Source organism: Crossiella sp. SN42 (assembly GCF_023897065.1).
Taxonomy (GTDB): Bacteria; Actinomycetota; Actinomycetes; order Mycobacteriales; family Pseudonocardiaceae; genus Crossiella.
On sequence record NZ_JAMHIV010000023.1, the window covers coordinates 72,654 to 93,345 of the forward strand.

Annotated in this window: 22 protein-coding genes; 6 read left to right on the forward strand and 16 right to left on the reverse strand. The window is 73.6% G+C overall.

The window, feature by feature from the left end:
- Nucleotides 1-22 precede the first annotated feature (22 nt).
- From M8C13_RS26615 to M8C13_RS26630, 4 genes are all read right to left on the reverse strand, one after another.
- Complete coding sequence (locus M8C13_RS26615; RefSeq protein ID WP_252483434.1) at nucleotides 23-802, reverse strand: alpha/beta fold hydrolase; 780 nt, start codon at nucleotides 800-802, stop codon at nucleotides 23-25.
- Nucleotides 799-1,092: a DUF2516 family protein gene (locus tag M8C13_RS26620; protein ID WP_252483435.1), complete on the reverse strand. Its 294-nt coding sequence runs from the start codon at nucleotides 1,090-1,092 to the stop codon at nucleotides 799-801. Before M8C13_RS26620 ends, M8C13_RS26615 begins: the two co-directional genes overlap by 4 nt.
- 113 nt (nucleotides 1,093-1,205) lie before the next feature.
- Entirely contained in the window at nucleotides 1,206-1,865 is a 660-nt protein-coding gene (locus M8C13_RS26625; protein ID WP_252483436.1) for a hypothetical protein, read from the reverse strand.
- 7 nt (nucleotides 1,866-1,872) lie between these two features.
- Nucleotides 1,873-2,280 (reverse strand): helix-turn-helix domain-containing protein, encoded by a 408-nt coding sequence (locus tag M8C13_RS26630; RefSeq protein WP_252483437.1) that lies wholly within the window; start codon nucleotides 2,278-2,280, stop codon nucleotides 1,873-1,875.
- Nucleotides 2,281-2,403: 123 nt separating this feature from the next.
- On the opposite strand from M8C13_RS26630, the gene M8C13_RS26635 reads away from it, so the two are divergent.
- Genes M8C13_RS26635 through M8C13_RS26645 form a run of 3 tightly spaced genes read left to right on the forward strand, consistent with a single transcriptional unit; the run spans nucleotide 2,404 to nucleotide 3,508 of the window.
- Entirely contained in the window at nucleotides 2,404-2,748 is a 345-nt protein-coding gene (locus M8C13_RS26635) for a CrcB family protein (RefSeq protein WP_252483438.1), read from the forward strand.
- Entirely contained in the window at nucleotides 2,745-3,089 is a 345-nt protein-coding gene (locus M8C13_RS26640; RefSeq protein WP_252483439.1) for a CrcB family protein, read from the forward strand. Before M8C13_RS26635 ends, M8C13_RS26640 begins: the two co-directional genes overlap by 4 nt.
- Complete coding sequence (locus M8C13_RS26645) at nucleotides 3,086-3,508, forward strand: zf-TFIIB domain-containing protein (RefSeq protein ID WP_252483440.1); 423 nt, start codon at nucleotides 3,086-3,088, stop codon at nucleotides 3,506-3,508. The genes M8C13_RS26640 and M8C13_RS26645 overlap by 4 nt, the downstream gene beginning before the upstream one ends.
- A 7-nt stretch (nucleotides 3,509-3,515) precedes the next feature.
- On the opposite strand, the gene M8C13_RS26650 is transcribed toward M8C13_RS26645, so the two are convergent.
- The 6 genes from M8C13_RS26650 to M8C13_RS26675 all read right to left on the reverse strand — a co-directional run bounded on the left by M8C13_RS26650 (nucleotide 3,516) and on the right by M8C13_RS26675 (nucleotide 11,012).
- A complete protein-coding gene (locus M8C13_RS26650) occupies nucleotides 3,516-4,373 on the reverse strand; it encodes a helix-turn-helix transcriptional regulator (RefSeq protein ID WP_252483441.1) in 858 nt (285 codons plus the stop codon).
- 197 nt (nucleotides 4,374-4,570) lie between these two features.
- Nucleotides 4,571-5,053 (reverse strand): VTT domain-containing protein, encoded by a 483-nt coding sequence (locus M8C13_RS26655; RefSeq protein WP_252483442.1) that lies wholly within the window; start codon nucleotides 5,051-5,053, stop codon nucleotides 4,571-4,573.
- Nucleotides 5,050-7,374, reverse strand: coding sequence for an ABC transporter permease (locus M8C13_RS26660; RefSeq protein ID WP_252483443.1), 2,325 nt, complete (start codon nucleotides 7,372-7,374; stop codon nucleotides 5,050-5,052). The genes M8C13_RS26655 and M8C13_RS26660 overlap by 4 nt, the downstream gene beginning before the upstream one ends.
- An 8-nt stretch (nucleotides 7,375-7,382) precedes the next feature.
- Complete coding sequence (locus M8C13_RS26665; protein ID WP_252483444.1) at nucleotides 7,383-9,749, reverse strand: FtsX-like permease family protein; 2,367 nt, start codon at nucleotides 9,747-9,749, stop codon at nucleotides 7,383-7,385.
- Between the two features lie 52 nt (nucleotides 9,750-9,801).
- Nucleotides 9,802-10,491 (reverse strand): ABC transporter ATP-binding protein, encoded by a 690-nt coding sequence (locus M8C13_RS26670; RefSeq protein ID WP_252483445.1) that lies wholly within the window; start codon nucleotides 10,489-10,491, stop codon nucleotides 9,802-9,804.
- The gene (locus M8C13_RS26675) at nucleotides 10,488-11,012 is read right to left on the reverse strand and encodes a PadR family transcriptional regulator (protein WP_252483446.1); all 525 of its coding nucleotides are present in this window, start codon (nucleotides 11,010-11,012) and stop codon (nucleotides 10,488-10,490) included. The genes M8C13_RS26670 and M8C13_RS26675 overlap by 4 nt, the downstream gene beginning before the upstream one ends.
- Nucleotides 11,013-11,132: 120 nt before the next feature.
- Between M8C13_RS26675 and M8C13_RS26680 the strand changes: the two genes are divergently transcribed.
- A complete protein-coding gene (locus M8C13_RS26680) occupies nucleotides 11,133-11,795 on the forward strand; it encodes a D-alanyl-D-alanine carboxypeptidase family protein (protein WP_252483447.1) in 663 nt (220 codons plus the stop codon).
- 81 nt (nucleotides 11,796-11,876) lie between these two features.
- On the opposite strand, the gene M8C13_RS26685 is transcribed toward M8C13_RS26680, so the two are convergent.
- Nucleotides 11,877-12,248, reverse strand: coding sequence for a VOC family protein (locus tag M8C13_RS26685; RefSeq protein WP_252483448.1), 372 nt, complete (start codon nucleotides 12,246-12,248; stop codon nucleotides 11,877-11,879).
- A gap of 16 nt (nucleotides 12,249-12,264) precedes the next feature.
- Complete coding sequence (locus tag M8C13_RS26690) at nucleotides 12,265-13,524, reverse strand: DUF445 domain-containing protein (RefSeq protein ID WP_374213154.1); 1,260 nt, start codon at nucleotides 13,522-13,524, stop codon at nucleotides 12,265-12,267.
- 45 nt (nucleotides 13,525-13,569) lie between these two features.
- Between M8C13_RS26690 and M8C13_RS26695 the strand changes: the two genes are divergently transcribed.
- Entirely contained in the window at nucleotides 13,570-14,745 is a 1,176-nt protein-coding gene (locus M8C13_RS26695; protein WP_252483449.1) for a pyridoxal phosphate-dependent aminotransferase, read from the forward strand.
- Here the strand turns inward: M8C13_RS26695 and M8C13_RS45545 are convergent.
- The 3 genes from M8C13_RS45545 to M8C13_RS26710 are packed head-to-tail and all read right to left on the reverse strand — an operon-like array spanning nucleotide 14,682 to nucleotide 17,682.
- Nucleotides 14,682-16,784, reverse strand: a complete 2,103-nt coding sequence (locus M8C13_RS45545; protein WP_252483450.1) for a CHAT domain-containing protein — start codon at nucleotides 16,782-16,784, stop codon at nucleotides 14,682-14,684. The two genes, M8C13_RS26695 and M8C13_RS45545, sit on opposite strands and share 64 nt — an antisense overlap.
- A complete protein-coding gene (locus M8C13_RS26705; protein ID WP_252483451.1) occupies nucleotides 16,769-17,161 on the reverse strand; it encodes a hypothetical protein in 393 nt (130 codons plus the stop codon). The genes M8C13_RS45545 and M8C13_RS26705 overlap by 16 nt, the downstream gene beginning before the upstream one ends.
- Entirely contained in the window at nucleotides 17,158-17,682 is a 525-nt protein-coding gene (locus M8C13_RS26710; protein ID WP_252483452.1) for an RNA polymerase sigma factor, read from the reverse strand. The genes M8C13_RS26705 and M8C13_RS26710 overlap by 4 nt, the downstream gene beginning before the upstream one ends.
- A gap of 342 nt (nucleotides 17,683-18,024) precedes the next feature.
- Between M8C13_RS26710 and M8C13_RS26715 the strand changes: the two genes are divergently transcribed.
- Entirely contained in the window at nucleotides 18,025-18,897 is an 873-nt protein-coding gene (locus M8C13_RS26715; RefSeq protein ID WP_252483453.1) for a hypothetical protein, read from the forward strand.
- Between the two features lie 303 nt (nucleotides 18,898-19,200).
- On the opposite strand, the gene M8C13_RS26720 is transcribed toward M8C13_RS26715, so the two are convergent.
- Entirely contained in the window at nucleotides 19,201-20,646 is a 1,446-nt protein-coding gene (locus M8C13_RS26720) for a PLP-dependent aminotransferase family protein (RefSeq protein WP_252483454.1), read from the reverse strand.
- Nucleotides 20,647-20,692 lie beyond the last annotated feature (46 nt).

Below are 20,692 nucleotides of genomic sequence, written 5' to 3' on the forward strand. Positions count from 1 at the left end.
GGCCTACCCGGTGCCGCCGGGGTTACACCGCCCAGTCGGCCAGCAGGGCGCGCAGTTCACGGCGGTGGGTGACCAGCGGGATGAGCGCGGGCAGCACCGCGAGCCGGGCGGCGGGGAAGGCGGCGGCCACCGACTTGGCCACGTGCTCGGGGTGCAGCGGGTCACCGGTGGCCGAGACCACCAGCACCTTGGCGGTCACCTCGGCCAGCGCGGCCGCATCCGGCACCGGGACCTGGGCCGGTAGCTCGCGCAGTGCCTCGCGCAGGCGCAGCAGGGCGGCCACCCGCTTGTCCACGTAGTCGGCGAAGTCCTGGCCCGGCGGGAGCTCACCGGCCACCACGGCCTGCAACCGGCTGCTGTCGCCGGTGGCCAGCGCGTGCTCGGTGGCCTCGGACATCCGGCCGAGCGGGTCCGCGCCCGCTGCCGTGCGCGGCTCGTCCAGCACCGCGGGCAGCAGCAGGGCCAGCCGCTCGAACCGGGCCGGGTGCCCGGCGGCGATGTGCAGCAGGGCACTGGCGCCGAGCGAGGTGCCGATCGCGGCGGTGGCGCCGACCTCGTCGGCCACCGCGAGCACGTCGGCGGCGATGGTGTCGTAGCGGAAGTAGCCGGGCGGGGCGTCCGGGGACTCGCCGTGGCTGGGCAGGGTGAGCACCACCCTGGTGCCGGGCAGGCCGGTCGCGGGCAGCCGCGCCTCACCCGGGGTGGCGCCCAGTCCGGGGACCAGCAGGGTGACCGGGCCGCCGGTGCCGTGCACGCTCCAGCGCACGCCGTTGGCCGTGGCCGTGGCCAGTGGCGAGCTCACCACCGGGGGCCGCGCTGGGCCTCGATCACCTTCGGTCGCACGTCCACCAGGTAGACCAGGACCGCGACCAGCCCGGCCATCCAGAACAGCGAGCCTGGCCCGCCGAAGACGAACAGCGCCAGCGCGGCGGTGCCCCCGCCGGTGATGCCGAGCCAGGCCGGCTTGCTGAGCTTGTCCGCCGCGGTGAAGGCGTCCGCGCGCTGGATGAGAGCGTGCACGAACGCGAACAGGCCGACCGGAATCGCGGCGAAGTAGATGATTTTCAAGATCAGGGCAGCAGGTTCGAGCACACCACCAGGGTACGACGAAGCCCGGCCGCGCCGGAGCCCAGCGGAGACGAAAGCCACCGCCGGCCAGTTCGGGGCTGGTCGGCGGCGGCAGCTTTCGGCGGGCTCCAGCCAGGTCAGCTGGTGGTCTTGCGCGCACCGGTGGTGCTGCCACCGGTGGTCTTGCGGGCGCCGGTGCTGGTCTTGGCGGCCGGCTTGCGGGCGGTGGCGGTCTTGGTGGCGGCGGCCACGTCCGCGCCTGCCTCCTCGACCTTGACCGCGACGTCCTCGATCTTCTCCGCGACCTTCTCGGCGGCCTCGGCGGTCTTCTCACCGGCGGCGCGGGTCCGGCGGGTGACCTTGCCGAGCACGTCGTCGGCCAGCTCGCGAACCTCGGCCGCGGCCTCCTCGACCCGGTGCTGGGCGGTCTGCACCTGCGGGTTGGCGCGCAGCTTGTCCAGGGTGGCCTCGCCGCGCTCGGCCAGGTAGCCGTAGAGCTGCTGGGCGGCCTGGGTGTAGGCGTCCACGATCTTGCGGAACTCGGCCGGGTCCAGCTTGCTGCGCAGCTCGCCCAGGTCGGTGGGCAGGTCGTTCACGGCGGTGGTGGCCTTCTCGGCGCGCTCGCCGACGGTCTCGCGGGCCTTGGTCAGCGCGTCCACCACGGCCTTGGCGGCCAGGTCACCGGCGCCGAGGGCGGCCAGCAGCGGGGTGCGGGCCTGCTCGATGGCGGCGTTGAACACGGTGGCGGCCTGTTCGGTGGCCTTGCGGACGTCTTCAGCGGTGGGCAGTGCGGGCATTACTGGATCACTCCTCGGTGGGTGAATCGGCTGGCGGGGTCGTGGCGGCGTTCTCCCGCCGGAACGACTCGTAGACGTCGAGCAGCACCTGCTTCTGCCGCTCGTTCAGGTCTGGGTCGGCGAGCACGGCGTCGATGACGGGCCCGCCAGGGCGCTCCTGCAGGATTCCGGCCTGCACGTAGAGCGCCTCGGCGGAGATCCGCAGCCCCTTGGCGATCTGCTGCAGGATCTCGGCGCTCGGCTTGCGCAATCCGCGCTCGATCTGGCTGAGGTACGGGTTGGACACACCGGCGAGCTTGGCCAGCTGGCGCAACGAGATCTGCGCGGTCGCCCGCTGGGTGCGGATGTAGTCACCGATATCACGGCCGAGATCAGCGACCACCTGGTTGACCGACTTGCCCTGGTCTTCCGTCATGGGGTCACCTCCTCTCGCCTGTCTCCGACCGTACGCAAGAGTGCTAGCTCCTGCAAGCGCTCTGCTAACAGATCCGCGGTGGGCTCGCACACACCCGATCGGGCCAGCGCCTACCGTGGTCCGGTGCGGGTTCTGTTGCTCATCTCCGCCGGTGGCGTGCTCGGCGCGCTGGCCAGGCACGCCGTCGGCACGGCCTTTCCCTGGCCCTGGCCGACGGTCGGCGTGAACGTGCTGGGCTGCTTGCTGATCGGCTTGCTGATCAGCCGCACCGGCCCGGAATCGGCGCTGCGCCCGTTCCTGGGCACCGGGGTGCTGGGCGGGTTCACCACCTTCTCCGCCTACGCCGTGGACGTGGTCCGGCTGACTCACGAGGGCCGCGCCGCCGAGGCCGCCGCCTACCTCGCGGTCACCCTGCTCGGCGCGCTGGCCGCGGTCTGGGCCGGCCGAGCGCTCGGCGCGGCCCGGTGAACGCGCTGCTGGTGGCGCTGGGCGCGGCCGTTGGCGCGCCGCTGCGCTACCTGGTCACCGAGTGGGCGCGGCGGCGCTTCCCCGGCCTGCCCTGGGGCACCTTCGCGGTGAACACCGCGGGCTCGCTGCTGCTCGGCCTGCTCGCCGGGGCCGCGGTGGCCAGCCCGGCGATGGCGCTGCTGGGCACCGGCTTCTGCGGCGCGCTGACCACCTACTCCACCTTCGCGCTGGAGACCAGCCAACTGCCCAAGGGCAAGGCCGCGCTCAACGCGATCGGCAGCGTTGTCGCCGGAGTTCTGGCCGCCGCCACCGGCTTCCTGCTCGGTACCCTGGGCTGGTGATCTGCCCGAAGTGCCAGGACATCATGCAGACCGTGGACCGCACCGGTGTGCACATCGACGTCTGCCAGGACTGCAAGGGCATCTTCCTGGACCGCGGTGAGCTGGAGCGCCTGGTCGACGCGGCACTGATCTACCGCCAGGCCGCCGAGGCCCGCGAGCGCGAGGCGGCCGCCACCGCGAGCACCGGGGCCAACCCGGTCACCAGCGAGCAGCCGGTGCCCGCCCAGCCGCCGCCCTACCAGCCGGAACCGGGTTACGCGCCGCCGCCACCGGCCTACCCGCCGCCGGGCTACGCCGCGCCGCCGTTGCCGCCGGGCTACGGCCAGCCCGCGCCCTACGGCCACGACCCGTACGCGCACGACCCGTACCACCGGCGGCGCAAGAAGAAGGACATCCTCTCCGAGCTGTTCGACCTGTAACGCCTGCTCAGACCAGCTCGTCGGCGATCCTGGCGATCAGCGCGACCGAGTCCTTCTGGCTCATCGCGGCCATGGTCAGGTGGTCCATGGCCAGCTTGTACCGGCGCACCTCGGCCGCCTTCTTCATGCCCTGCCAGCCCGCCGAGTTCTCCAGGAACACCACCGGCGGGTCCACCGGGTCCGGGAACTCCAGCAGCGCCACGTTGTCCCCGATCAGCGGGTGCGCGCCGGCCGCGTTGGGCAGCACCTGCACGGTCACGTTGGCCCGGTAGGCCAGGTGCAGCAGGTGCCGCAGCTGCTGGCGCATGGCATCGGCGGGCACCACCAGCCTGCGCAGCGCGGACTCCTCCACCACCGCCCACAGGGTGAGCGGGTTGACCCCGGTCAGCCGCTCCTGCCTGGCCAGCCGCAGCGCCAGGCTGCTCTCCACGTCGGTGCGCTCCACCGGGGACCAGGCGTTGAGCAGCTCGTAGGCGTACTCCTTGGTCTGCAGCAGGCCGGGCACCAGGCCACTGCTGAAGGTGCGCAGCGAGCTGGCCGCGGCCTCCAGGCCGAGGAAGGTGTCGAAGCCGGGCGGCACCGCGCCGGTTCCGTAGGACTGCCACCAGCCCTTCTGCTTGGAGTCCTTGGCCAGGCCCAGCAGGATCTCGATCTTGTCGTCGGCCGCGCCGTAGAGCTCGGCCATGGCCCGGACCTCCAGGGTCCGCACCGGCACCCGGCCCGTCTCGATCTTGGAAATCTTGCCCTGGGAGCAGTCCAGCGCCTCGGCGACCTGGACGTGGGTGAGCCCCGCTGCCTCGCGGAGCTGTCGTAGTTCGGTGCCGAGTCGGCGGCGCCCCACGGTCGGGCTTTGCACCTGGGCCACGCGTTCGCTCCCCTGTTCGGCTCTACTGCTCGCGGCAGTGTCGCGCGATCGGGGACCAACCCTCAACAGGGCTCACCGTAGGTCACGAAAACGACCCGCATTCGGCCCATCGCCGCAGCGAATATTCTCATCTAGCGTCAAGAACGGCCGGGCGGTGCGCGCGCCCGCACCGCCCGGCCGCCTGGAATATGTGTCGCTCAGAAGCGCCAGTCCACACTGCCGAGCAAGCTGCCGCCGCTGGCCAGCACGCAGAACCGGATGATCCGGCCGAGCAGCGCGGCAGGCAGCAGCACCCGCAGCGGCAGCCGTCCGGCCCCGGCCACCACGACCAGGATCGTGTACGGCGGGATGCCCACCGAGGCGCTGAGCAGCACCACGAAGAAGCTCCACCACGGCCGGTGCGCGCAGGTGTCCTGGAAGTGCCGGAACCAGGTGGCGAACCGGCCCTTGGAGGTGCCCAGCCTGCGGGTCACCCAGGGCATGTTGATCACGCCGCGCGCGGCGTAGTAGTGCACCATCTTGCCCAGCACGTGCCCCACGCCGGTCACCACACCGGCGGCGAGCCAGTGCAGGTCCGGCCGGGCCGCGGACAGCCCGACCAGGTACAGCTCGACGCTGAAGACCGGCAGGATGCCACTGCCGACCGCCGCGCCGAACAGGCTCAGCAGCGGCCAGCTCACTCGAAGCGCAGGCCGCTCGGGCGGACCGCGGAACGCAGGGCCGGCAGGGTGGACAGGGTCACCAGCACGATCAGCGCGGCGCCCGCGCCCAGAATCATCGCCACGTCTCCCCAGTTCACCACAATCTCGCGCAGGATCGAACCGCTGCTGGTCATGACGCCCAGCACCAGCACGGCCAGGCCGATGCCGATCGGGGGCGCCAGTGCCAGGCCGATCGCGGTGGGCACCGCGTTCTGCCACAGCGTCGCCCAGCCCAGGGTACGGCGGGGCACGCCGCTGGCGGCCAGCACCGAGTACTGCCGCCTGCGCTCCTGCAGCTGGTCCACCGCGGCCACCACCAGGCTCAGCAGCGCCAGCAGCACCACCACCGCGGTGCCTGCCAGCACCCCGCCGCGCACGCTGGCGAAGGCGGCCACCTCCCGCGTGGGCATGTCGGAGGCGCGCACGGACAGGTCCACCCGGCCGGTGGCGGCCAGCACCCGGTCCTGCAGGTCGGACCCTGGCGGGCCCTTCACCCAGATGTAGTTGGCCTGCGCCGCGTCCAGCCGGGGGTCGGTGCCGGTGGCCACCAGCACGGAGCCCAGGTTCTGGCCCAGCCAGGGGCTGCTGGTGCTGACCTGCCGCACCGACGGCACGGTCCAGGCGAAGGGCCGGTCGGCGCCGGAGGCGCGCAGCCGCACCACCTGTCCCGGCCGGAACACCGGCCGCCAGCTGCTCGCCTGGTAGAGCGTGCCCGGCCGGCAGTCGGCCACCCCGAACAGCTGCCGGATGGTCGCGCAGTCCGCGACCTGGAGGACGCGGCTGTCCTCGGCGTAGAACGAGCGCAGCGCCCCGGCGTGCACCACGCCCGGAGCCCGGCCCGCCGCCTCCAGCACCCGCGCCTCGTCCGGCCGGTTGTCCGGCCCGCCGCCGGTGACCAGCAAGACCTCGCCGGAGCCGCTGCCGCGGTAGCCCTCCGCGCTGACCTCGGTGTGCGCGATGGTGCTCAGCAGCACCTGCAACGCGATCGCGCCGATCAGCACGGTGACCACGCCGGCCACCACCCGGGTGGTGGCGTACTCGAAGCGCAGCCGCCGCACCGCGAGCAGCGCGGGCACCCACCGCGGCCGCCAGCGGTCGGCCAGCCGCTCCACCAGCCAGGGCAGCACCGCGGCGGCGCCGGCCAGCACCAGCGCGATGCCCGCCGAGAGCAGCGTGCCGCGCCAGTCGTCCTCGCGGGCGTAGCGCCGCAGCGGGATGTTGGCCGCGAGCACCAGCACGCCGAGCCCGGCCAGGGCCAGCCGCCAGCGCAGCCTGCGCGGCGGCGGATCGGCCTTGCGGACCACGCCCAGCGGCCCGATCTCCAGTCGCCGCAACGCGATCAGCGCCGCGGCCACCGCGGTGGCAGGCACCCCGAACAGCAGCAGCACGGTGATCGGCGCGCTGGGCACCAGGTCAGCGGGGTAGAAACCGACCTGCTCGATCTGCACCACCGCGGCCAGCGAGCGCACCAGCAGGAACAGCCCCGCGCCCACGCCGAGGCCGAGCAGCGCGGCGGCCAGCGACTCACCGGCCGCGATCCGCCTGGCCTGCCCGGGATCGGCGCCGACCAGCCGGATCGAGGCCAGCCGCTGCTCCCTGGCCCCGGCGCCGATCTGGGTGGCGACCAGCACGAACACCCCGATCGGCACCAGCAGCGCGGCCGCGGCCGCGGTGAGCAGCAGCTGGAACAGCTCCGGCAGCGAGGTCGACTGGGGGGCGCTGCCGATCCGCAGCACCGGCAGCGCCCGGCCCCGCTGGTCCTCGGGCAGCCCGGCGTAGAAGTACAGCTCGCCCGGCCTGGCCAGGCCGGCCTCGCCGATGTGACCGGCGATCGTGGCGGGCAGCCGCGCGCGCAACAGCTCGTTGCCCGGCTCGGCGAGCAGCCGGTCCAGCGCGGGCGAGACGATGATCTCGCCCGGCCCCGGCAGCCGGTCCAGCCCCGGTGGCAGCTTGGGCACGCCACCGCTGACCGGGCTCAGCTCGACGCCCTGGATGTAGGTGCTCCGCCAGGCCTGAGCGGCCTGCCTGGCCAGCAGGTGGGTCGGCTCCGCCTCGCCCGCGCGGGCCGGATCGCCGGTCTCCAGCTGACGAGCGGCCATCCGGTCGGCCTTGGCCTCCTGCGCGGGGCCGACCGAGGCGGCCAGCAGCAGCACCATGACGCCGAGGCCGATGCCGACCGCGGAGAGCATCAGCCTGGCCCAGGCGGCGCGGCCGCCGGTGAGCGCGAGCCTGGTGCCGAGCAGCAGCTCGCTCAGCCACTGCCCGATCCGGACCTCGTCCGCCGGCGACCGCTGCGTCATGCTCGTGCTCATTCCGCTCGTAGGCCCTCCGGCCGCATGGCCCGCAGCACCGACGGTAGCGTCAGCAGGCTCACCGCCAGCGCCGCCAGCAGCGCCGCGCCGGCGGACACCCCGACCGAGGTCCAGTCCAGCAGCAGCGGCCGCCGCACGGTGCGCAGCAGCAGCGCGCCGAGCCCGATCCCGGCCCCGCTGGAGACGAGGACGGCCAGCAGCACCGGCACCGCGTTCTGCCACAGCACCGACCCGGCCAGGGTGCGCCTGGGCACCCCGTTGGCGGAGAGCACGGCCAGCGGCCGCCGCCGTTCCCGCACCTGCTCGAAGCCGATCACCAGCAGGCTGGCCGCGGCCAGCAGCAGCGCGACCAGCACACCGGCCAGCACGCCGCGGCGCACGGTGGCGTAGCTCTGCGCGCGCTCCCGGTTGTAGGAGTCGTCCCGGTAGGCCGGGTACACCGAGGCCCGCCAGCCCATCGGCCCGAGCAGGTTGCGCACGTGCTCGGCGGCGTCCGGCTGGGCCGGGTCGACCTTCAGCTGGGCCTGCAGGTACATCTGCTTGGCCACCTTGGGCGGCAGGGTGCCCACGGCCACCAGGATCCCGTCGCCGATGCCGTAGTCGGCCACGTCGCGGGCGGCGACCGGGGTGAGGTTGGCAGGCACCGTCCAGTCCGGCTGCCAGGCGGGGCGAGCGGCCGACGGATCGGTGCGCAGCATCAGCTGCTGACCGGGCTTGGGCTGCGGGGCGGGCGTGGCGGAACCGGACCCGGAGCTCTGCTGCCGCCGGGACTGGACCAGCCAGGCCCGGCCGGGCCGGCAGTCGCTGATCTCGGCGTGCCTGGCCAGCTCGGCGCAGTCGGCCATGGTCACCGAGAAGTACTCGTCCTGGCCCGGACCGCGCGCGGTCACGCTCGCGGTGCCGTTGACCGAGAGCAGGCCGGGGGCGCGGCGCAGCTCGGTGAGCAGGGCCAGCGGGTCGTCCAGCCCGGAGCGCGCGTGCACCGTCAGCTTGGTCGCGTCAGCGGGGCGCTGCTCCGGCGGGTACTCCCGTTCGGTGGTCATCAGCACGGTCTGCAACGCGATGCCGCCGGCCAGCACCACCGCGAGCCCGCCGATCACCCTGGCCGAGGTGCCGCTGTCCAGCTGCATCCGGCGCACCGCGAGCTGCCAGGCCGGGTGACCGCCGCGTGCGCGCGCGACCAGCTTCTCCACCGCCCACGGCAGCAGCATCGGAATGCTCAGCAACAGCAGCACCACGCCGGTCGCGATCAGCAAGGTGGACCGGCCGCCGGAATCGCTGCCGGAGGACAGCTTCCCGGCCTGGGTGACCAGCAGCCCGAAGCCGAGCACCAGCGGCACCAGCCGCCAGATCAGCCTGCGCCGGATCGGCTTGGCCTGCCGGACCGAGCCCAGCGGGTCGACCAGGGTGTTGCGCAGGGTGGCCATGGACACCGCGACCGCGAGCACCGGCACGCCGAGCGCGATCAGCGCGGCCAGCCACGGCGAGGGCCGCACGTCCACCGCGAACACGCTGACGCCGAACAGCTGCACCAGTTCCACCAGCTGCCTGCCGAGCAGGAACACCAGCCAGCCGAGCAGCACGCCGAGCACCGCGCCCACCAGCGTCTCGCCCGCGGCCACCCGCCTGGTCTGCACCGCGTCCGCGCCGACCAGCCGCAGCGCGGCCAGCCTGCGGTCGCGGGCGGCGGCGGCCAGCCGGGTGCTGGCACCGATGAACACCACCACCGGGATCAGCATGGTGGTGGCCCCGACCAGCACCAGCAGCGCCAGCAGCGGCTCCAGCGACCGCGGTTCCGGCGTCTCGCCGAAGGCGTACAGGGTCCGCACGTCACTGGCCCAGGTGAGGTCGCTGGCGCCGACGTAGAAGAACAGCTCGTGCGGCCCGACCAGGCCCTCGTCCGCGATCAGCCGCCGGGGCCCGTCGAACCGGGGGCGCAGCAGCTCCCCCTCGGCCGAGCTCAGCAACCGGTCCAGGGCCGGCGAGACCACGAACTCGCCCGGCCCGGGCAGCGAGCTGACCCCCGGCGGCAGCGGCGGGGTGGCGCCCAGCGGCTGGACCAGGACGCCCTGGACGGTCTGCCCGCGGAACTCGGTGCTGGTCCTGGTGGCCAGCAGCGGATCCTTGCCGGGCACCGGTTTCTGCTGCTGTTGCTGGCTGACCGCGCGGTCGTACCGGCGCGCGTCGTGATCTTCCTTGATGTTGAAGAAGGAGGCCGCGAGCAGCAGCACGGCCACGCCGATGCCGATGCCGACGGCGGTGAGGGTGAGCCTCGCCCAGGAGTTCCGGCTGCCCCCGACGGCCAGCCGGATGCCCAGGGCGAGGTCGTCAACCCAGCGGCGGACCACGGTCCGCTTGTCCATTTCGCCTGTACCCCTCACGCGGCACGTCCAAACCTGTTCCGGCGCAACGGGATCAGCCCACCAGCTCGACGTCGCGGGTCCGGCCGTCGCGCACCACGACCTCGCGGTCGGAGTAGGCGGCCACCCTGGCCTCGTGCGTCACCAGCACCACCGCGGCCCCGGTGTCCTTGGCCGCGGTGACCAGCAGCCGCATCACCCGCTCACCGTTGAGCGAGTCCAGCGCGCCGGTCGGCTCGTCGGCGAAGATCACCCGGGGACCGGTGACCAGCGCGCGGGCCACCGCCACCCGCTGGCCCTGGCCGCCGGAGGTCTCGCCGGGCCGCTTGTTCCGCACGTCGGCGACCTCCAGCCGCTCCAGCCAGTCGGTCGCCTTGGCCTCGGCCTCCTTGCGCCTGATCCCGCCCAGCCGCAGCGGCAGCGCCACGTTCTCCACCGCGGTCAGCTCCGGCACCAGCTGACCGAACTGGAAGACGAAGCCGAACTCGGTGCGCCGCAACGCGCTGCGCTCGGACTCGCCCATGGCCGACATCTCCCGGCCGCGGTAGGTCACCCGGCCGGAGTCCGGCACCAGGATCCCGGCCAGGCAGTGCAGCAGGGTGGACTTGCCGGAACCGGAGGGCCCCATCACCGCGACCACCTCGCCGGGGCTGACCTGCATGCCGGCCCCGTCCAGGGCCGGGGTCGGGCCGAAGGTCTTGTGCAGGTCGAATCCGGCCAGCAGCGGCCCGTTCACGTTGGTCATGCCCCGACTTCCTTCGCGAGCTGGTGCAGGCGGGCCGCGGTGAGCTCCAGCCACCGCAGGTCGGCCTCCAGGTGGAACAGCGCGTGGTCGCAGATCAGCTGGTCGGCGAGGTCACCGGCGCTCTTGCGCTGGGTCAGCTCGCGCATCAGCCGCAGGTGCTCGGCGCGCTGGGTGTCCAGCAGGTCGGTGGCGCTGCGGCCGGAGAGCAGGGCAAGCACGACCTTGGTGTAGAGCGTGTTCTGCAGGTACGGCTCCGGCTTCTCCGGCGTGGCCAGCCAGGTGCCGACATCGGTGATGCCCGCGCCGGTGATCGCATACCGCTTGCGTTCGGGACCCTCGCCCTGCTCGACGCCCTCGACCTGGACCAGGCCGTTGCGGAGCAGGCGGGACAGCGTCGAGTAGACCTGCCCGTAGTGCAGCGGGCGGTCCTGCCCAAAGCGCTCGTCATAGGCGCGTTTGAGGTCGTAGCCGTGCCGAGGACCGCCTTCCAGCAGCCCGAGCAGGGTGTGTCCGATTGACATGGCGGCGACTCTACATGGCGGGTATACACCCGGTCTATACATGGCCCGAATAGGACATTCGGGCGAGCGTGCAACCCGCCGCCCGGTCGCGCGCGTATCAGCGGCGAGAGGAGGTCGCGGGTGCGACGGAAGATCATCGGCTTGACCCTGGCGATCGGGCTGACCGGCGCCCTGCTCGGCGTGCTGGGCACCACCGGGGTCTGGCAGGACGCGGCCGAGTGGGCAGGCCTGGACGCGGCGGCCACCACGACCGGCCGGACCAGCCCGCCGCCCGCGCAGACCTCGGTGGAGGTGGTGACCGTGCCGGACAACCCGGCCCGGCCGCCGAACACCCCGGGCCCGCAGCCGGAACCCAAGCTGGACAAGAACGGCAAGCCGATCTGCGCGGCGGACCCGAGCTACTTCGACAAGAAGGTCGACGGGCTCAAGGACGCGGCCGAGCAGGCCTGGAAGCGGGCCAGGCAGGCGGCCTGGGAGGCCGGGCTGACCCTGTGCGTGCACGACGGCAAGCGCAGCACCGCGTCCCAGCAGGCCGAGTTCGACGCCGCGCTGGCCCTGCACGGCAGCGCGGCCAAGGCCCGGCAGTACGTGCTGCCACCGGAGAAATCTCTGCATGTGAAGGGACTCGCGGTGGACGTGCAGCCCCGGGCCTCGGCAGCATGGTTGGAGCGGACCAAGGGCGAGTTCGGCTGGTGCAGGCGCTACGCCAACGAGCCCTGGCACTTCGAGTACTCCGCCGGCTACCAGAGCGGCGGTTGTCCTGAGCTGCTGCCGCACCCGTGAGCTGCCGTCGGCGTGGTCGCCCCCCGACATGCCAGCGGCATGGCTGGACCGCCCGGACTTCGTGCCGGGCGGTCCGGTCCTTTAGTCGGTGACCAGGCAGAACGGGTGCCCGGCCGGGTCGGCGTAGACCCGGAAGCCGTCCTTGGACGTGCCCTGCACCTCGCCGAGGGCCACCGCCCCGCAGGCCAGCGTGCGCTCGTGCTCGGCGTCCAGGTCGGCCACCCGCAGGTCCAGGTGCAGCATCTGCGGCCGGGGGCCGCTCGGCCAGGTCGGCGGCTGGAAGTCGGGGGCCCGCTGGAAGGCCAGCCGCACCCCGTCCGGGCCGTGCAGCTTCAGGAAGTCCTCCCGCCCGGTGATCTTGTCCCAGCCGAGCAGCCTGCCGTAGAACTCGGCCAGCTCCCTGGGGTTCGGGCAGTCGAACACGGTCGACTCCACGCTGATGCCAGCGGCCATTCCTGATCTCCCCTCCCTAGAACAACAGCTGGGACAGGGTGTGGATGCCCAGTCCGGCCAGCGCGCCAACCACCGTGCCGTTGATCCGGATGAACTGCAGGTCCCTGCCCACCTGGAGCTCGACCTTGCGCGCGGTCTGCTCGCCGTCCCAGCGCTCCACCGTGTCGGTGATCAGGGTGACGATCTCGGCCTGGTAGTTGGTCACCAGGTAGACCGCCGCGCCCTCCAGCCAGCCGTCCACCTTGGCCCGCAGCGACGCGTCCTCGCCGAGCTTGCGGCCCAGCGTGCGCAGGCCGTCGCGGACCCGGACCCGGAACTCGCTGGAGGGGTCCTCGGCCGCGTTGAGGATCATCTTCTTCGCGGTGCCCCAGGCCGAGCCGACCAGGTTCTGCACGTCCGGGTGCTCCACCACCTGCTGTTTGACCGCCTCGGCGCGGGCCATGGTGTCCGGGTCGTGCTGCAGGTCGTGGGCGAACTCGCCGAGGAACTTGTCCAGGGACAGCCGGACCGGGTGGCCGGGCTCGGTCTTGACCGCCCAGGCGAAGGCCAGCAGCTCGTTGTAGACCTTGTCCGCGACCAGGCCCTCGACGAACTTGGGCGACCAGGACGGGGCCCGGTCGGAGACCAGGGACTTGAGGGTCTGCTCGTTGGTCAGCACGTAGTCGTAGGCGCGGTCGAAGAGCAGGTCGACCAGCTTGTGGTGGGCGCCGTCGGTGAAGGTCTGGCCGAGCAGCTTGCCCAGCGGCGGCCCCCACGGCCGGTCCACCACCTTGCGCAGCACGGCTTGTTCCAGCACCGCCTGCACGTCCTCATCGCGCAGCACGGTGACCGCGCCGCGCACCGCGGTGGCCAGCTCCTCGGTGACCCGCTCGGCGTGGCCGGGCGCGCTGAGCCACTGACCGAGCCGCCCGGCGATGCCGACCCGGCTCAGCTTGTCCCGCACCACCTCGGTGGAGAGGAAGTTGGCCCCGACGAAGTCGCCAAGGCTGCTGCCCAGCTCGTTCTTGCGGGTCGGGATGATCGCGGTGTGCGGGATGGGCAGCCCGAGCGGGCGCCGGAACAGCGCGGTGACCGCGAACCAGTCCGCGAGCGCGCCGACCATGCCCGCCTCGGCCGCGGCCCGCACAAAACCCACCCAGGCCGGCGCGCCAGCCGACTCCTGCCAGCGCGCGAACAGGTAGATGACCACCGCTCCGAGCAGGAACGAGGTGGCCACGGCCTTCATCTTGCGCAGCTCGGCCCGCTTGACGCGTTCGGCTGGTGTCAGCTCTTGCACACCTCCGATTGTGGCTCAGCCCGGTGAAGTTGCAGGATCACTCCCGTGACCATTCCCGCTCTCGTCTCCCGGCTCCAGCCGTTCACCTCGACGATCTTCGCCGAGATGACGGCGTTGGCGCAGCGCACCGGCGCGGTCAACCTGGGTCAGGGCTTCCCCGACACCGACGGCCCCGCCTCGATGCTCGCCGCCGCCCAGCAGGCGATCGCGGACGGGGTCAACCAGTACCCGCCCGGTCCCGGCCGCCCCGAGCTGCGCGCCGCGATCGCCGAGCACCGCGCGGGCCAGTACGGCCAGGAGTTCGACCCGGACACCCAGGTCCTGGTCACCGTCGGCGCCACGGAGGCCATCGCGGCCAGCCTGATCGCCCTGGTCGAACCGGGCGACGAGGTCATCCTGATCGAGCCCTACTACGACTCCTACGCCGCCTCGGTCGCGATGGCAGGTGGCGTGCGCCGCGCGGTGGCCCTGCGCCCCGACCCGGAAACCGGCCGCTTCACCCTGGACATCGAGGCCCTGCGCGCCGCCGCGGGCCCCAAGACCAAGGCGCTGCTGCTCAACACCCCGCACAACCCCACCGGCACCGTGCTGACCGACGCCGAGCTGGCCGAGATCGCCGAGCTGGCCCAGCGGCACGACTTCCTGGTGATCTCCGACGAGGTCTACGAACACCTGCTCTACGACGGCCGCGCGCACCGCCCCATCGGCACCCTGCCCGGCATGGCCGAGCGCACCCTGACCATCTCCAGCTGCGGCAAGACCTTCAACGCCACCGGCTGGAAGATCGGCTGGGTCTGCGGCAGGCCGGACCTGATCGCCGCGGTCCGCGCCGCCAAGCAGTTCATCACCTTCGTCGCGGGCGCCCCCTTCCAGCCCGCCGTCGCACATGCCCTGCGCACCGAGCTGCCGTGGGTGGAGAACCTCCGCCAGGACCTGCAACGCAAACGCGACCGCCTGGCCGCGGGCCTGTCCGACGCGGGCTTCACGGTCCTGCCCAGCGAAGGCACCTACTTCATCTGCACCGACGTCCGCCCACTCGGCTTCGACGACGGCGCCACCCTCTGCCGCGAGCTCCCCGAACGCATCGGCGTGGCCGCCATCCCGGTCCAGGTCTTCTGCGACGACCCGGCCACCGCCCGCCACCTGGTCCGCTTCGCCTACTGCAAACGCGACGAGGTCCTCGACGAAGCCCTGCTCCGCCTGGCCAAACTGACGTCCTGACCCACGCAGACGAACCCCCGGTGCCCGTGCACCCGCTGCACCGCGGCCAACGCGGCTGCCGGGGGCTCCACGCGCAGCCGCCGATGCAGCTCCAGCATCAGCGCCCCGGTCCCGGCGTCAGCCACGTCCAGCACACTCGCCACCACCACCCCGCGCCCCCGCCCCAACGCCCGCCCCACACCGCAGGCGGACAGCACCACCGTCCCTCCGGCGACCGCGAGCAGCTCCGCCACCCGCAGCCGCCCGTCCGCCAGCTCCACACTCCCGTGCCGCCCGTGCGCGGCCACGTGCACCAGCCCGGCCTCCGCCACGGCCCGCAAGGTCCGTGCCACAGTCGCCCGGGACCCGGTGAGCAGCTGGCCCCCGAACTCTCCGTGCAGCTCCCGCACCTCCGCCTCGGCCCCCGGCAACCCCGGCCCCGCCACCCACAACGGCGCGCCCAAGCGCTCCGGCCCGGCCGCCCCCGGTGACGGCTCCCGTCCCCATCCCGGCGGCAGCACCCCGACCTCCCGCCCGGCCAGCGAGGGCAACCCGTTCCACGGCACCCCGAGCAGTTCGCCCGGCACCAGCACCACCACCGGTCCGGAACCCAGCTCCGGCAACAACAACCGCTCCAGCCGGGCCAGGGACCCGCTGCCCAGGCGCACCCCGGCCAGCTCCCATTCGACCTCGCCCAGCGCGGCCATCCGCCGCACCCGGCCCGCGCTGCCGACCCAGACCTCGCCCCGGTGCACGAAGTACTCCACCGTCCCCGACGCCCCATCGCCCCGGCACCGCCGCGCCCAGCGCAGCGCCGCCCTGGCATCGCCACTGGCCAACGCGGCTCCCAGCCCGATCTCGGCCAGCTCCGGATCCCACCCGGCCCGCAGCCCCCTCCGGCACACGGCCAACACCTCACCGCCACCGGCCAGCTCCGCCCGCGCCCGCCACCGCCCCGCGCCGCGCACCTGGCCAAGCAGCTTGCGCCCCAAGGCTTCCCGCCCGTCCCACCGGGCGGCCCGCCCCGCGACCAGCCGCAGTTCCTCGGCATCCTCGGCCCACCCGGCCCGCGCGCACAACGCGGCTGCCCGGCCCACCGCCGACCACCGCGCAGGCGTGTTCCCCGCCGCCAGCGCCGCCCGCAACGCCAGCGCCCTGGCCAGCGCCGCCCACCCGGGCCGCCGCTGCCGCCGGAACAGCTCCGCCGCGGCAACCGCCTCGACCTCGGCAGCCCGGAAGTCCTTGTCCCGCAACGCACACCGCGCCAGCGCCACCTTCGCCTCAGCCAGCTTCCGCCCCTTGCCCGCCGCCGCGAGCAGCGTCACCGCCTTGCTCAGCACCGGCAACGCCTCCGCCGGTTCGAGCGCCTCGGCCCGGTCGAGCAACATCTCCGGATGCCGCAATGGATCCGCGCCCGCCCGTTCGGCGGCGTCGAACAACCGAAGTGCCGCAAGGGGATCCCCCTCCCGCAAGGCCGCGAACCCCTGGTTGTGCACGCACACCGCGGCCCGCTCGGTCAGCCCGAGTCCGGTCAGAACCCGTTCCGCCGCAGCGAAATCCGCCCGGCCACGGGCCGCCTGCCCCCGGTAGCAGGCGTCCGCGCCGCGCACGATGAGTGCGTTGGCCAGCCACCGGGGCGCTTCGCCCAGGCCCGCCACGGCCGCGGTCAGCTCCGTCTCCGCCGGTTCCCGCAACGCGAACAGCGCTGCCCCGCGCAGGCACCGGGCCTTGGCCAGCTCGATCCCGCGCAGTCCGGCAGCCCGGTCCAGCTCGGCCAGTGCGGCCCTCGGACGTCCCCGGTCGACCGCCAGCCAGGCCCTGGCCAGCCGCACCGACGCGGTCAGCCCGGTCAGCCCGGCCCGTTCCGCCGCGGCCAGGGCCAGCCGGGCGTGCCGGGCGGCCGGGGTGGGTTCGCCCAGCTCCACGTGCGCGAGGCAGGCCGCCAGCCGCAGGTTCACCAGCTCGGCGCCTCTGGCCGCCGGCAGACCGGCGGCGGCCTGGCGCAGCACCAGATCGGGCTCGGTCGCGGCCCGGTCGACCAGGCTCACCACGTCAGCCACTCCCCGACCAGGAGGGCCTCGCCGTGCACGCGCAGGCTCAGCGGACCGTGCGGCACGCCCTCGATGGTGAACCGGCCGGCCGGGTCGATCTCGGCGAACCAGGAGCCGTCCGGGGTGCGGGCCTCGATCATGCCCGCGGTGCCGGTGACCACGCCGGTGAGCGGGTCGCCGAGCTCCACCCGGACCGTGACCCCGTAGGCGGACAACACGATCAGGTCCGCACCGGCGCGCATGCCCTGTTCCACCTCGCGCAGCCGGAGGCCGTGGACCGGCGGCAGGTCCCCGGCGGCCCTGGCCGCGGCGAGCACCGCGGGCGGCAGTGGGTCGGTGGCGGAGACCGTGTCGGTGAGTTCGGCGAAGAGGTCGTCGTCGGTCATCCCGCTGCTCCCAGCTCGCCGACCAGGCGGCGGCGCAAGGCGGCCAGGCACCGGCCTCTGGTGGGGCCGATGCTGCCCAGTGGCATGGCCAGCAGCTCGGCGATCCGGGTGTACGGCAGGTCCGGGGCGTAGGCGGCGATCCAGAGCAACTGCCTGCAGCGCAACGGCATTCGGGCGAAAGCTCGCCAGAGTCGGCCCGCGCGGTCGCCTTGCACGACCAGGTCCGCCGGGTCCGGGGCGCGGAAGCGGTCCAGGTGTGCCACGCGGCCCAGGGTGTCCAGGTCCAGGGGGTGTTCGCGGTGGCGGGCGGCCAGGGTGCGCAGCGACTCGCGGCGGGCGGTGGTGACCAGCCAGGCCTGGACGCGGTCCGGGGCGGTCAGCTCGTGGCGGTGTTCGGCCAGTTTCAGCCAGGTGGTCTGGCTGACGTCGGCGGCTTCCTGGTCGTCCAGGCGGTGCGAGCGGGCCACCGCCCACACCAGCCTGGCGTAGCGGTTGATGAGGTCCTGCCACTCCGGGTCCATCGGCTCTCCCCTGCGTCGGCGACTCGGCAGGCACTTGGAAGCCGCGGGGGCGGTCCGGGATCCGTCAGCCGCCCGAAGGCGTTACCGCGGTCACTCGCCCGAATGACACTTGCCCTCGGTGACTGGGCCCCGGCCCGCCAGCTCGGGAAACCGCTTCCCTACCTGGTGTTATCGACGCAGGGTGATCGTTTCGCGCACGTCTGGAGCAACACGACCCACCTCCGGGTGGAAACCGGTCAGTACGCTCGCGCATACCGGCAAACGGGCCAACCATGGTTGACGCACCTGGGAAGAGATCTGTCTTTCCTTCAGTCGTCCGGTGATCGGTAGGTGGTGGTGACGGTGACCAGCGCCGGGGCGGTGCGCAGCCGGGGAGAGAGGCTGCGCGTCGTTGCCGTCCGGCTGGCCATTGCCGGCGGCCTGGCTGCGGCCGCTTGGCTGGCCGGAGCCGTCGCCGCCCATGCCGACGAGTCACCGGCCCGCGCAGACGTTCTGAGCCCGTCGACCGTTTCGGAAGTCCAGGAGCCGGCCAAGACGGATGCCGTCGCGCGGGCCGGTGGCCTCGGCGCACGCATCACCGAGCGGGTCACCGCCCGGCTGGGCCGCACCGACACCACGCTCCGCGGCACCGCTACCCCGATGACCAGCGAGGACGAGGCTGACGCCGCTGGTGGCGGCATGGTCACCGTGGGCTCTGACGAGGTGCGGCCGCTGCCCGAAGAGGACGGTCCGGCGCCGGCTCCGGTCAGGACGACCCGCACCGCGAAGTCCGCCGAGGGGTCGGTCAGCGCGGTCCGCCCGCCGCGGCAGGCCCCGCCGCCCCCGCCGCCGGTCCAGCAGCCCGCGCCGGTCGAGCCAGTCGTCGAGCCGGTGGTGGAGACGCCGCCGGCCGCGCCCGTGCTGAGCTCCCGCCCGATGGTCACGGTGCGCACGGTCGAGCCCAAGGCCGCCGAGCCGCCCGCAGGCACCAGGACCAAGCACGACGACGTGCCCGACCTGCCCATGCCTGATCCCCGCAAGCCGGCCCCCAGCGCGCCGTCCTCGGCCTCGCTGGGCGGCACGGCTTCGGACAACGGTGGTGCCCGTGGCGCCACCGCGATGGTCACCGTCCCGCTTCCGCAGCTGCCGAAGCCGAGCCTGGTGACCGTCGAGCACCCGCGCAACGCGGGCTCGCCGAGCAACACCCCGGGCCTGCCGCCCACCTCGCCCGACTGACTGAGTCGGTAACACGCCACCGGTGTGCGCACAGCCAGTGACGGCTTGCGCCATCCGAGCGGCATTCCTGGCGCGGCCGTTTCGCCGCACCTGCGTTGAGCAGGGACAACCACCCGCGTGAAGCAGTGATCGGCGTTTCGTCGCCGCGGTTGCCGGACTTTCCGAGCAACGCCGACGAAGGAAGCCAGCGTCCTGTGGACACGCCCCCGATCTCCCAACCGGCCGACCGCGCCCGGCCGTGTTGGGTGCGCAGCCCCGGTACCGCGTTGCCCCCGCGGTACCGGGGCTCCTTATTTGCCCAGGTCAGGTCACTGCGAGTAGGTCGTCCGTCGCGCCGGTGAGGGTCGCGGCGGCGCGGGCCAGGCGGTTCGCCGCCTCGGTGAGCACCGCGGGTTCCTGGGCGAAGGACAGCCGCAGCCACCGCTCCAGCCCGCCGTTGACCCCGAAGCGGGGACCCGGCACCAGGTGCAGGCCGTGGTTGATCGCGGCGGCGGCCAGCCGGGTGCTGATCGGCCCGTCCAGCTCGCACCACAGGCTCAGTCCACCGGCCGGGCGGCGCACCGTCCAGGCGGGCAGCCGGGCACGCAGCGCGTCCACCAGGACGTCCCGCGCGGTGGCGAAGTGGGCCCGTCTGCGGGCCAGCAGCGGCTCGGGGTCGGTGAGCAGTTCGGTGAGCACCAGCTGGTCCAGCACCGAGGAGCCCAGGTCGATGGAGGCGCGCACCCCGGCCAGCTGCCGGATCAGCTCCACCGGTCCGCGCAGCCAGCCCAGGCGCAGCCCGCCCCAGAGCATCTTGGACGCCGAGCCCGCGGTGAGCACCAGCCCTTCGGCGAAGGCGGCCAGCGGCGGCGGACCGTCCACCGGGTCGCCGTCCAGGTCCAGCTCGGCCAGGGTCTCGTCCACCAGCGCCAGCGTCCTGGTCCGGCGCAGCGCGGCGGCCAGCTGCTCCCGGCCCTGCGTGGACAGCCGCAGGCCGGTCGGGTTCTGGAAGTCCGGGATCAGGTAGGCCAGCCGGGGCGCGACCTGGCGCAGGGTGGCCTCGATGCCGGGCAGGTCCCAGCCGTCCGGGGCCATCGCCACCGGCACCGGCTGGGCGTGCGCGGCCCGGATGCCGTCCACCGCGTTCGGGTAGGTCGGGTTCTCCAGCAGCACCCGCTGGCCGGGCATGACCAGCAGCCGCAGCGCCAGCGCCAGCGCGTGCTGCGCGCCCGAGGTGATCATGACCTGGTCCGGGCCGGTGGGCAGGCCGCGCCTGGTGTAGCGCTCGGCGATGCGTTCCCGCAGCACCGGCAACCCCATCGGGGCGTAGCCGGGGCCGCTCAGGTACCCGGGCAGGCGCAGCCGGGCCGCGTCCACCGCGGCGGCCAGCTCGGCAGGCGCGGCCGGGGTGGCCTGGGCCAGGTTGATCGTCTCGTCCTCCGGCAGCGAGGTGAACCCCTGCGGGCCGAACTCCTTGCCGGGCAGGGTGATCCAGGAACCCGCGCCGCGGCGGCTGGCGATCAGGTCCTGTTCGCGCAGCCGGTCCAGCATCGCGGTGACCGTGGTGCGGCTGAGGTTGAGCGCTTGGGCCAGCTCCCGTTCCGCGGGCAGCCGGGTGCCCGCGGGCAACCGGCCCTCCAGCACCAGCAGCCGCAGCGCGGCGGCCAGGTCGGCGGACTGGGCCCGGTTCGGCCCGTCGCGCCAGCAGCCGAGCAGGTCGGCGAGGTGCGGCGCGGAGATCCGGCCACCGGTGGGCAGTGCCTGGCTCATGTGGGCCAATTTTTCCACTTTGGCCCTCGAAGTAAAGGCCAATCCC

Bases quoted from the DNA above. Each gene is read 5' to 3' on its own strand.
- M8C13_RS26625 (WP_252483436.1), bottom strand. From the start codon at position 1,865: ATGCCCGCACTGCCCACCGCTGAAGACGTCCGCAAGGCCACCGAACAG.
- M8C13_RS26630 (WP_252483437.1), bottom strand. From the start codon at position 2,280: ATGACGGAAGACCAGGGCAAGTCGGTCAACCAGGTGGTCGCTGATCTC.
- M8C13_RS26660 (WP_252483443.1), bottom strand. From the start codon at position 7,374: ATGACGCAGCGGTCGCCGGCGGACGAGGTCCGGATCGGGCAGTGGCTG.
- M8C13_RS26665 (WP_252483444.1), bottom strand. From the start codon at position 9,749: ATGGACAAGCGGACCGTGGTCCGCCGCTGGGTTGACGACCTCGCCCTG.
- M8C13_RS26670 (WP_252483445.1), bottom strand. From the start codon at position 10,491: ATGACCAACGTGAACGGGCCGCTGCTGGCCGGATTCGACCTGCACAAG.
- M8C13_RS26675 (WP_252483446.1), bottom strand. From the start codon at position 11,012: ATGTCAATCGGACACACCCTGCTCGGGCTGCTGGAAGGCGGTCCTCGG.
- M8C13_RS26685 (WP_252483448.1), bottom strand. From the start codon at position 12,248: ATGGCCGCTGGCATCAGCGTGGAGTCGACCGTGTTCGACTGCCCGAAC.
- M8C13_RS26705 (WP_252483451.1), bottom strand. From the start codon at position 17,161: ATGACCGACGACGACCTCTTCGCCGAACTCACCGACACGGTCTCCGCC.
- M8C13_RS26710 (WP_252483452.1), bottom strand. From the start codon at position 17,682: ATGGACCCGGAGTGGCAGGACCTCATCAACCGCTACGCCAGGCTGGTG.
- M8C13_RS26720 (WP_252483454.1), bottom strand. From the start codon at position 20,646: ATGAGCCAGGCACTGCCCACCGGTGGCCGGATCTCCGCGCCGCACCTC.